General features: G+C 67.6%; 10 protein-coding genes. 8 read left to right on the top strand and 2 right to left on the bottom strand.

What is annotated here, in order from left to right; all coding sequences use genetic code 11:
- Nucleotides 1-154 precede the first annotated feature (154 nt).
- Nucleotides 155-709: a recombinase family protein gene (locus AC1RJ9_RS19220; protein ID WP_062099744.1), complete on the top strand. Its 555-nt coding sequence runs from the start codon at nt 155-157 to the stop codon at nt 707-709.
- A gap of 37 nt (nt 710-746) precedes the next feature.
- Here AC1RJ9_RS19220 and AC1RJ9_RS19215 read toward each other — a convergent pair whose 3' ends face one another.
- The gene (locus AC1RJ9_RS19215) at nt 747-1,172 is read right to left on the bottom strand and encodes a MerR family transcriptional regulator (protein WP_062099743.1); all 426 of its coding nucleotides are present in this window, start codon (nt 1,170-1,172) and stop codon (nt 747-749) included.
- A 144-nt stretch (nt 1,173-1,316) separates the two neighbouring features.
- On the opposite strand from AC1RJ9_RS19215, the gene merC reads away from it, so the two are divergent.
- The 5 genes from merC to AC1RJ9_RS19190 all read left to right on the top strand — a co-directional run bounded on the left by merC (nt 1,317) and on the right by AC1RJ9_RS19190 (nt 6,466).
- A complete protein-coding gene (gene merC / locus AC1RJ9_RS19210; RefSeq protein WP_062099742.1) occupies nt 1,317-1,742 on the top strand; it encodes an organomercurial transporter MerC in 426 nt (141 codons plus the stop codon).
- A 34-nt stretch (nt 1,743-1,776) separates the two neighbouring features.
- The gene (gene merT / locus AC1RJ9_RS19205) at nt 1,777-2,127 is read left to right on the top strand and encodes a mercuric ion transporter MerT (RefSeq protein ID WP_062099741.1); all 351 of its coding nucleotides are present in this window, start codon (nt 1,777-1,779) and stop codon (nt 2,125-2,127) included.
- Between the two features lie 12 nt (nt 2,128-2,139).
- The gene (gene merP, locus AC1RJ9_RS19200; RefSeq protein ID WP_062099740.1) at nt 2,140-2,418 is read left to right on the top strand and encodes a mercury resistance system periplasmic binding protein MerP; all 279 of its coding nucleotides are present in this window, start codon (nt 2,140-2,142) and stop codon (nt 2,416-2,418) included.
- Between the two features lie 12 nt (nt 2,419-2,430).
- Complete coding sequence (merA, locus tag AC1RJ9_RS19195) at nt 2,431-4,119, top strand: mercury(II) reductase (protein WP_062099739.1); 1,689 nt, start codon at nt 2,431-2,433, stop codon at nt 4,117-4,119.
- Between the two features lie 433 nt (nt 4,120-4,552).
- Nucleotides 4,553-6,466, top strand: a complete 1,914-nt coding sequence (locus AC1RJ9_RS19190) for a hypothetical protein (RefSeq protein WP_492086192.1) — start codon at nt 4,553-4,555, stop codon at nt 6,464-6,466.
- 122 nt (nt 6,467-6,588) lie between these two features.
- Here the strand turns inward: AC1RJ9_RS19190 and AC1RJ9_RS19185 are convergent, their stop codons facing one another.
- Nucleotides 6,589-9,087: a PAS domain S-box protein gene (locus tag AC1RJ9_RS19185; protein ID WP_492086193.1), complete on the bottom strand. Its 2,499-nt coding sequence runs from the start codon at nt 9,085-9,087 to the stop codon at nt 6,589-6,591.
- A 227-nt stretch (nt 9,088-9,314) separates the two neighbouring features.
- Between AC1RJ9_RS19185 and AC1RJ9_RS19180 the strand changes: the two genes are divergently transcribed.
- Together AC1RJ9_RS19180 and AC1RJ9_RS19175 are read left to right on the top strand one after the other, a co-directional pair.
- On the top strand, nt 9,315-9,758 hold the full coding sequence (locus AC1RJ9_RS19180; protein WP_492086194.1) for a YoaK family protein: 444 nt from the start codon (nt 9,315-9,317) through the stop codon (nt 9,756-9,758).
- Complete coding sequence (locus AC1RJ9_RS19175) at nt 9,692-10,006, top strand: DUF1275 family protein (RefSeq protein WP_492881672.1); 315 nt, start codon at nt 9,692-9,694, stop codon at nt 10,004-10,006. Before AC1RJ9_RS19180 ends, AC1RJ9_RS19175 begins: the two co-directional genes overlap by 67 nt.
- Nucleotides 10,007-10,090: the final 84 nt, after the last annotated feature.

Genomic DNA, 10,090 nt, shown 5'->3' with positions numbered 1-10,090 from the left:
GCCGTTCGTCACCCGTGAGCAAGCTTCGCCGCGCCATGGGATGGTCCTGACCGCTTCTGCAGGTGGCTCATAATTCGCGAAAAATGAGACGCTGACTAGCCTCAACGATTTCAGCGGCTTGCGTGTCTCGAATTATAGTCTCAGAAATAGGCGCATGATTTACGGATATGCACGGGTTTCGACCGACGGTCAGAGCGTCGAGGCGCAGGTCGCCGAGTTGACGGCGGCCGGTTGTGAAAAGGTGTTCAGCGAGACGGCGTCGGGCGCCAAGACCGACCGCAGCCAGCTCAAGCGCGCCATCGCTTCGCTGGCGGCAGGCGACGTGCTGATGGTCACTCGGCTCGATCGCCTGGCGCGCTCGACACGCGATCTTCTCAACGTTCTGGCCGCTCTCACCGAGAAGGACGCGAAGTTCCGCTCAATTCGGGACACCTGGGCCGACACCACCACCCCGCACGGCCGGTTGATGCTGACGGTGCTGGGCGGCTTGGCCGAGTTCGAGCGTGAATTGATCAGGTCGCGCACCAGCGAGGGCCGCGAACGCGCCAAGGCGCGCGGCGTCAAGCTTGGACGCCGCCACAGCCTGACCGTGGCGCAGCGCGCCTTCGTCGCCCAGCAGCGGGCCAATGGCGAAAGCGTGCGCCATCTGGCTCGGGTTCTGGGCGTCAGCAAGGCGACCATCGGTCGTATCCCGCCGTCCGAGGGATGAAGACACTTAGATGGTAGAGAATCGACAGGTTGGGCCGCTATGCTCTTGGCGCCGGCGCGCGGGGCTCGGCATAGAGGGTGTCGATCAGCGGACATCCTGGATCCTGCCCTGCGTCGCAAGCTCGGACGGAGTCAGCCAGGACCCGCTCCATCCGCTTGAGATCGGCGATCCGCGCTCGAACGTCCTTCAGATGAACGGCGGCCAAGTCGCGCACCTCTGCGCAGGTGGAGTGTCCGCCAGCCGCCAGGCCAAGCAGCGCTCGCACCTCATCGAGTGTGAAGCCGAGTTCGCGGGCGCGGCGCACAAATCCGAGCCGGACCACATCGCCTCCGCCGTAACTGCGGTAGCGGCCTCGCCGAGGCGGCGCGGGCATCAGGCCGATCCGCTCGTAGTAGCGGATCGTTTCGATGTTGCAGCCCGTGCGCCGGGACAGTTCGCCAATCGGGATCGCGGTATCCGCCATGCTGTTCTGCGCCTCTCAATTTTGGGCTTGAGTCTGTAGTCACTACAGATCGTATGTAGTGATCTTCAGCCCTCACGGGCAAGCTGCGGTCATGATCGCAGCGTCGCTCTGACGGTTCCACCGAAGTCGCCGAGGCCATTTGCGATGCCCATCCAGAATCCCCTCACACGCGCGGCTGACAAGGCGGGCGTCATCGGCTCGATTGTCACCGCCATGGGGTGCGCGGCGTGCTTCCCGGCGCTCGCGAGTCTTGGCGCCGCGCTGGGCCTTGGTTTCCTGAGCCAGTACGAAGGAGTCTTCATCCGTTACCTCCTGCCGCTGTTCGCCGTGATCGCCCTCATCGCCAACACGGTCGGCGGGCTTCGCCATCGTCGGTGGGCGCGAATGGCGCTGAGCGTCGTCGGGCCGACATTGGTGCTTGCGGCGGCTTTGCTCATGGCCACCCGCGGCTGGCCGACGGCGTGGCTCCTCTATCCCGGACTGACCTTGATGGTGGTCGTGGCGATCTGGGATCTCGCCGCGCCGCCTCGCAATGCTCCCGCGCGCCCCCGCGAAGGGGTGGTTTCTTGACGCCATGGCGAGGTTTATCGAAAGGAGATTCTCCGTGTCGGAATCCAAAAGCGGCCGCAGCGCGTTGGCGCTTGGCGGCTTGGCCGCCATTCTGGCCTCGACCTGTTGCCTCGGCCCACTCCTCTTGGTCGCCCTCGGATTCAGCGGGGCCTGGATCGGCAATCTGACCGTGCTGGAACCGTACCGTCCGTTGTTCATCGGCGCGGCGCTAGTCGCCATGGCCTTCGCCTATCGCCGAATCTTCCGCTCGGCCCGCGCCTGCGAGCCCGGCGAAGTCTGCGCCGTGCCCAAGGTCAGGACCACCTACAAAGTGATCTTCTGGGCGGTCGCGGCGCTCGTCCTTGTCGCGCTGGCGTTCCCCTACGTCCTGCCCCTGTTCTACTGAAAGGAAGCCCCCATGAAGAAGCTCGTCTCCCTGATCGCCCTGATGGGCGCGCTCAACTCTCCCGCGTGGGCCGCGACGAAGACGGTCACCCTGACGGTGCCCGGCATGACCTGCGCGGCCTGCCCGATCACCGTCAAGACAGCGCTTGCCAAGGTCGCCGGCGTCGAGAAAACCGAGGTCAGCTTCGAAAAGCGCGAGGCCGTCGTCACCTTCGATGACGCCAAGACGACGGTCGCCGCCCTGACCAAGGCGACTGCGGGCGCGGGCTACCCGTCCACCGTGAAGCGCTGAGGAACCTGCCCCGTGACCGACGTGATCGCCCTGCGCATTGACGGAATGACCTGCGACTCGTGCGCCACGCACGTGAGGGAGGCCCTGGAGCGCGTCCCAGGCGTGCGCTCGGCCGCCGTCTCCTATCCGAAGGCGCGGGCGGAGATCGCGGCCGATGCGGGGGTGAGCTCCGAGACCCTTGCGGCCACGGTCGCGACGCTCGGATATCTCGCCTCGGTCGACGACACGGGCGCGGCGCCCCCAAGTGTCTTCGACAAGGCGCTGGGCTTCCTGGCGGGCGGGGCGCAAAGCGGCGCCGGCGGCGTCCCGCTGCACATCGCCGTCATCGGCAGCGGCGGCGCGGCGATGGCGGCGGCGCTGAAGGCCGTCGAGCAGGGCGCCAAGGTCACCCTGATCGAGCGCGGCGTCATCGGCGGAACCTGCGTCAACGTCGGCTGCGTGCCGTCCAAGATCATGATCCGTGCGGCGCATATCGCCCATCTGCGCCGCGAAAGCCCGTTCGATGACGGGATCGGGGCCTGCACGCCCGCGATCCTGCGCGAGCGGCTGGTGGCCCAGCAGCAGGCGCGCGTCGATGATCTGCGGCAGGCGAAATACGAGACCATCCTCGCCGACACCCCGACCATCACGGTGTTGCGCGGCGATGCCCTCTTTCGGGACCGCCACAGTCTGCTCGTGCGCCAGGCCGGCGGGGTCGAGCAACATGTGCCCTTCGACCGCTGCCTGATCGCCACCGGCGCCAGCCCGGCCGAGCCACCCATTCCGGGCTTGTCGGATACGCCGTACTGGACCTCGACGGAGGCCCTTGAGAGCGAGACCCTCCCGTCGCGCCTGGCGGTAATCGGCTCGTCGGTCGTCGCCGTCGAACTGGCCCAGGCCTTCGCCCGGCTCGGCAGCAAGGTGACGATCCTGGCGCGCAACACCCTGTTCTTCCGTGAGGACCCGGCCATCGGCGAGGCGGTCACGGCCACCTTCCGCGCCGAGGGCATCGAGGTGCTGGAACACACCCAGGCGAGCAAGGTCGCCTACGCCGACGGCGAGTTCGTCCTCGCTACCGGCCAAGGCGAACTTCGCGCGGACAAGCTGCTCGTCGCGACGGGCCGGGCGCCCAACACCCGAGCGCTCGCCCTGGAGGCGGCCGGCGTCGCCGTCAACGCGCAGGGCGGCGTCGTGATCGACGCGGCCATGCGCAGCAGCACGCCGCACATCTACGCCGCCGGCGACTGCACCGACCAACCACAGTTCGTCTATGTCGCGGCGGCGGCCGGAACCCGGGCGGCGATCAACATGACCGGTGGCGAGGTCGCCCTAGACCTGGCCACGATGCCGGCGGTCGTGTTCAGCGATCCGCAGGTTGCCACGGTCGGGCTCAGCGAGACGGAGGCCCGCCGCGCCGGGATCGAGACCGACAGCCGGCTCCTGACCTTGGACAACGTCCCGCGCGCCCTCGCTAACTTCGACACACGCGGCTTCATCAAGCTCGTCGCGGAAGCCGGTAGCGGCCGGCTCATCGGCGTCCAGGCCGTGACGCCGGAGGCGGGCGAGATCATCCAGACGGCGGCGCTCGCCATCCGGGCGCGCATGACCGTCGGCGAGCTTGGCAACCAGCTGTTCCCCTACCTGACCATGGTGGAAGGCCTGAAGCTCGCGGCCCAGACCTTCTCCAAGGATGTGAAGCAGCTCTCCTGCTGCGCCGGTTGAAGGTTCAGTTTGGGCGGCGAGCGGAGCGCGCACCTCATGATGACGCCTAACCCTCCAGGCGAGAGACTGAAAGGTCTGCTTTCCGGCTAGCGAGCGCGCAGACGACCAGCCACGCGCCGACACGCGCGAACGCCGACTTCCGCACCAATGTTCTTGGTTCGTACTTCTAAGCGCCTTTTAGCGCACAAACCTTGAGGTGAACCCACCTAGTGTTTCGAGGAAGACGGCCCAACGCGCCTCGGTGCGAGAGCGGAACCGATAGCCTTTCCAGATTGTCTCGATCGCCTTCAATTGGCCCTCCTCTGTCAGCCCCCGCATAGTCGAATGGGAAGCTGCACTTGGCTAGCGTGTCGCCTCGTGGCTGCGACAGAATGGGTCGCATGCGCAGGACCGGCGCCTGGCGTAGCGGCCCGACGCAGCGCAGAGTCCGGCCATGGCGCGGTGGGGCGGAGATCACAGCCGGTGGCGGCAGGGTACGGTGCGACTGGCTTTTGGCCAGACGGCCGAGGGACGCATCGTCTCGATCCGCGACGTGGTCAGCGGGCGCGCCTGCGGGTGCGTCTGTCCGGCGTGCGCGGAGCCTCTGATCGCCCGAAAATTTCGTGAGGGGCCGGGGCGACGAGCCGATCATTTCGCCCATGCGCGCGACCGCGTTTGCGTTCACGCCCTGGAGACCGCGCTCCACAAGCTTGCCAAGCAGATCCTCGTCGATGCCCTGGGCCTGACCTTGCCGGCCATCGTCGCAGACCGCGAGGGCGTGCGGCGCCAGAGTCACGGCGCCAAACACCAGGCGTTCGAGTCCGCGGCGGCGGAGGTGGCCTTCCCTGGGGTTGTCGCCGATGTCGTCCTGCGCCGAGGAGCGCGCGACCTGATCGTCGAGATCCTGGTCACCCATGCTTCGGACGCCGAAAAGGTCGCAAGGATCCGCGGCCTGGAGACCTCGGCCATCGAGATCGACCTGTCGAAGCTGGCGCGTCGCGCAGATCTTGAGACGGTGGCCGAGGCGGTGCTGGTCAGCGCCCCGCGCAAATGGCTGTTCAATCCCGCTCAGGATGCGGTCGAGGCCGAGGTGGCCCAGGTTCTAGCCGACCGTGCGGAGGTCGCCCGGCAGAAGGTCTTGCGCCAGGCGAAGACCCTTGTGCGCCACTGGGCCGCCCTCCCCTCTCCCAAGGACGGGACTAATCGCCCCGCCGTGCGCAGTGCGATCGCTCAGATCGAGGCTTGCGGTCTCTCGGCCCATATCGGCGTTCTGGTCGCCGCGGGCCAGAAGGCGCTGAACGTCTCGCCCAAGGCCTGGCAGGCCATCGTTCTCAAGGCGCTGGTGATCGACCAGCAGCCTTGGTTCGGGCGCGCGGGCCTGTCGATCGCGGCGCTGCGCGACCACCTCGATCGCCAGGGCTTTCTGCCGTCCTTGTTCGGAGTCTCCCGCGACGCCGAACTGATCGGTGCCGCCCGTGCGTTGGCTCCGGACTTCGCCACGCCGACCGGGTTGATCGGCGCCTATGTCCGATGCCTGCAGAAGGCCGGTCTGGTCGAGACCGACGACGGCCTCTGGCGAGCACCGATCAAGGTTCGCCAGCAGATCGCCCGGCAGGTTCGCGAAACGCGCGAACGCCAGGCCCGGACGGATGATCTGCGGGTGGTTCTGGACGAGCTGCTGACGCGCGCCGGCCCCGAAGGCGAGGGCTTCGAACGCGACGCTTGGCTTGGCCGGTCCCTAGGGGCCAGACCCTCGCCCCTGTCGGTGGCGGCAAGCGGCGGCCAGGCGTGGACCGAGCTCAAGGCGGGGTTGTCACGGATCGGCGACGCCTTCTGGAGTTATGACGCCGAGGTCGATGTGCTGGACCTGCCGCTACGTCCGGCGCTGGAGCGGGCCGAGCAGGCTCGAAAGGACGCTGCCGAGCGTCGCCGGTTGGCGGCTGAGGCGCAGGCTTTGGCCGCCGCCGACGCGCGCGAGGCGAGGTTCCGAGAGGCGGCGTTGGCGGCTCGCGGGGACGCGGCCGAGGCTTGGATGGCGGGCCTGGCGCCGCCGGCCAATGTCATGACGCGCCTGGAAGCGGTTCGGTCCAGTCCGGCCCTGTTGCAGGCGGCGCTGGATGCCCTGGTGCGTAGGGTGTCCGAGCAGAAGCGGCAGGAGGCTCAGCGATTGATGGCCCAGGAGGCTCTGGCTGAGCTGTGGGACGCCGCCTGCGCCGAGCATGGGGAGGATTGGGCCAAGGCGTTCATCAGCAACCCCGACCCGCGACTCAATGGCCGCCGACCTCGCGAGGTGTGTGTCGATCCCGCCAGCCTGAAATGGTGCCTGGACCTTGTGCGGCCGCGACCACGACGTCGACGTGGCCCGTAGAAATCGGCCGCCGCTGATGATCGCGGTCGTCGTCCTGACGGTGCTGACCAGGATGCCCGAGGTGCGGCCCCCGCCCGTTAACCTTTAGGCTTGCGCCACGCGAAGCGGATCCAGCGTCTGGATCAGGGGCCTTCGATCAATTCTCGGATTCGCGCCGCCAAGGCGTCCATCGCGAAGGGCTTTGTGATCATCGCCATCCCGGGGTCCAGGAAACCCGACGCCACCGCCGCGGTCTCGGCGTAGCCGGTCATGAACAGGGTTTTCAGTCCCGGCCTCTGCAGGCGCGCGGCGTCGGCGATCTGGCGACCGTTCAGGCCCGGCAATCCGATGTCCGTGATCAGCAGGTCGATGGGCTGGTTCGACTGCAGGATCTCCAGGCCGGTGGGTCCGTCGGCCGCCTCCAGGGCGCGGTAGCCCAGTTCGTTTAGGACCTCGACGATCAGCGCGCGAACAACCGGCTCGTCCTCGACCACGAGCACGGTCTCGTCATGTGCGCCCTTCACCTGCACCAGGGCGACAGCGGGTTCTTGATCCTCGGGTTGTCCATCCGCTCGAGGCAGATAAAGCTTAAAGGTGGCGCCCTGCCCCGGCTCGCTCTCGATCTTGGCGAAGCCTTGGGATTGCCGCGCGAAACCGTAGATCATCGACAGGCCCAGGCCCGTCCCCTGTCCGGTTGGCTTGGTCGTGAAGAAGGGCTCGAAGGCCCGGGCCATCGTCTCGGCGTCCATGCCCACGCCTGTATCGCTGACGCTGATGCAGACATACGGACCTGGCCGAAGGTCGGGCTTAACCGCCGACATCGCCGCATCGACGTCAACGTTGCAGCTTGTGATCGTGAGCTTACCGCCGTCGGGCATTGCATCGCGCGCGTTGATCGCCAGGTTGAGCACGGCGTTCTCAAGCTGGTTGGGATCACACCGCGTGGGCCAGACATCCTCCGGAAGCGACAAAACCAGGTCGATCGTTTCGCCCAGCGTTCGACGCAGAAGCTCTTCCATCGAGGCGATCAGCGGGTTGACCTGCACCGAACGCGGGTCGAGCGGCTGGCGCCGCGAGAACGCCAACAGCCGGTGGGTCAGGGCCGCGGCGCGACTGGCCGAAGCCATGGCGCCGACGAGATAGCGGTCCAGGTCGGCGATGCGCCCCTCCCGCAAGCGGCGCTGCATGAGGTCCAGGCTGCCGGTGATGCCCTGCAACAGGTTGTTGAAGTCGTGGGCGATGCCGCCGGTGAGCTGGCCGATCGCCTCCATCTTCTGGGATTGGCGCAGCGCCTCCTCGGTCGATCGCAGCTCGCGCGTGCGGGCCTCGACCCGCGCCTCCAGCGTGGCGTTCATCGCCAGGAGCGCGGCCTCGGCCTCGCCGCGTTCGATCACCTGCCGCGTGCGTTCGGCGACCTCCTGCATGAAGCCGATCTCTTCAGCGCTCCAGCGCCGGACCGGCCGGTCATTGAGGTAGACGATGGTCCGCAGGCGGCCGGCCCTCAGGAACGGCACGACCAGGATGGCGCGCGTGTCGACGCTGGACGCGGTGTCCAGGGTCTCGACTTCGTCGCTGATCGTATCGCTAAAGAGATCGTCGACGACCACGGTCTCGCCGGCGCTCAGCTTGGCGACGATCTTGCGGCCGAAGGCCTGGGCCGGAAAGCGACCGAGCAGGGGCGGAACGCTGCCGTCGGTCCAGCAGATCGAATAGTCGAAGACGTCCTCGATCGGGTCGAGCAGGCCATAACCGACCCGCGACACGCCGAAATAGCGGCCCATCAGCGCGCTGGCGGCTTGCAGCGCGACCTCGGTTTCGGCGCCGCGCAGCAGGTCGCTCAGCTCGAGCATGAACGCGTGGCGTGCGTCGGCCAGTTTGCTGGCGGTGATGTCGATGGCCGTACCGACGGCGCGTACGCAGCGGCCTTCGGCGTCGAACAGGCCCTTGCCCTTGGCCGCGACCCAGCGGACGACGCCGTCTTCCTTGCCGACGGTGCGGTACTGGACGTCGTAGACCGCTCTCAGATTCGGATCGAGCGCTTCGGCGAAAGCCTTGCTCGTCGCCGCCCGGTCCTCCGGGTGCAGGCCGTTGTAGAAGTCGTCCAGCGTGCAGACCGCGTCGGGCGAAACGCCGAACATCGCCTTGGTCCGGTCTGACCAGGTCAGGGTATCGGTGACCAGGTCGAGGTCCCAGGTGCCGATTTCGGCGGCCTGGGTGGTCAGGCGCAAGGATTCCTCGCTGAGCACCAGACGTTCCTGGGCGCGCCGTCGATCGCTGATGTCGCGCAGAAAGCCAATGAAGGCGGCGGGGCCGCCGGGTGTGGCGATGATCGACAGTTCGATCGGAAATTCGCGGCCCCTCCTGTCGAGGGCGGAAATCTCGATGCGGCGATTGAGAACCTGGGCCTTGCCGGTTTCCTGGTAGCGACCCATGCCGGCGTGGTGGGCGTCGCGGTGCTGCGGGGGGACGATGAGATCGCCCATGGCCCGCCCGACCGCCTCGTCGCGGGTCCATCCGAAGATCCGGGTCGCGGCCGCGTTCCAGGCCAGGATGACGCCGTGCGGATCGATCGCCACCACGGCGTCGAGCATGGCGTCCATCACCGTCAGCGCGGCTTGAGCAATAGAGTCTTGATCGGCCATTCGTCTCTCGTGCTGGGCCTGGCCCTTGGGCCGAAGGGGCTCGACATCTCGGGGACGACGATCGTCATGATTGCCATGTGAACCGCGATCCTGTCACGCTGCGCGTGGTCGTCAACAAGCCCGGAGGCGCGACGCGCCCGCGAAGCGCAACCGGTTCCTCCACGACGCCGCCGCGACTGTCACGTGCGATACGCGCCGCCCATGGTCGGCTTGCGATCCTTCCGACATTGGCAACCTGGGTCCACGGTCGCTACACCTTCGTCATGACCCGTTTCGATCGCCGCGAAAGGATCCTGGCGGCCTGCCTGGCCGCGCTGGCCGGCTATGTCGACGCTCTGGGGTTTCTGCAGCTGGGCGGCTTCTTCGTCTCGTTCATGAGCGGCAACTCCACGCGTCTTGGCGTCGGCGCCGCCCAGGCCTCGGCGAGCGCGCTGGTGGCGGCCTCTCTGATAGGGACATTCGTGCTGGGCGTGATCCTGGGTTCCCTGACCGGCCAGGCCGCCGGCATGCGCCGGCGTCCCGTGGTCTTGGGACTGGTGGCCCTGTTGCTGGCCATGGCCGCGGGGCTGCATATGGCCGGAGATCGAGGGCCGCGATCGTGGCGATGGGCCTGGCCATGGGCGCGGAGAACACCGTCTTCGAGGAAAACGGTGAGGTGCGGATCGGTCTGACCTACATGACCGGCGCCCTGGTCAAGGTCGGTCAGCGGCTGGCGGTCGCGCTCACCGGCGGCGACCGATGGGGCTGGACGCCCTTTCTCCTGCTCTGGGCAGGGCTGGTGGCGGGCGGCGTCGCCGGCGCGCTGTCGTTTCCGCGCCTTGGCTTGGCCAGCCTGTGGCTGGCGGCCGGCGCGGCGGCGGTGCTCGCCCTGGCGGCGGCTTTGATCACCCCGGGAGACGGGACGTCGACCAAGGCGTAAGTCCGCGCGGCGTGGTTCATCTCGACGAACCCGACACCGGGCGCTGGTGTTTATTCGCAAACCGTTTGCGCCTATATTCAGGTC

Source organism: Caulobacter sp. GW822-FHT07D08 (genome assembly GCF_058798735.1).
Note: the sequence above shows the minus strand (reverse complement) of the source record. Positions and strands in the feature narration are given on the sequence as shown.

Excerpts from the sequence above, each read along its gene's own strand:
- AC1RJ9_RS19220 (WP_062099744.1), top strand. The coding sequence starts at position 155 with ATGATTTACGGATATGCACGGGTTTCGACCGACGGTCAGAGCGTCGAG.
- AC1RJ9_RS19215 (WP_062099743.1), bottom strand. The coding sequence starts at position 1,172 with ATGGCGGATACCGCGATCCCGATTGGCGAACTGTCCCGGCGCACGGGC.
- merC (WP_062099742.1), top strand. The coding sequence starts at position 1,317 with ATGCCCATCCAGAATCCCCTCACACGCGCGGCTGACAAGGCGGGCGTC.
- merP (WP_062099740.1), top strand. The coding sequence starts at position 2,140 with ATGAAGAAGCTCGTCTCCCTGATCGCCCTGATGGGCGCGCTCAACTCT.
- AC1RJ9_RS19190 (WP_492086192.1), top strand. The coding sequence starts at position 4,553 with ATGGCGCGGTGGGGCGGAGATCACAGCCGGTGGCGGCAGGGTACGGTG.
- AC1RJ9_RS19185 (WP_492086193.1), bottom strand. The coding sequence starts at position 9,087 with ATGGCCGATCAAGACTCTATTGCTCAAGCCGCGCTGACGGTGATGGAC.
- AC1RJ9_RS19175 (WP_492881672.1), top strand. The coding sequence starts at position 9,692 with ATGGGCCTGGCCATGGGCGCGGAGAACACCGTCTTCGAGGAAAACGGT.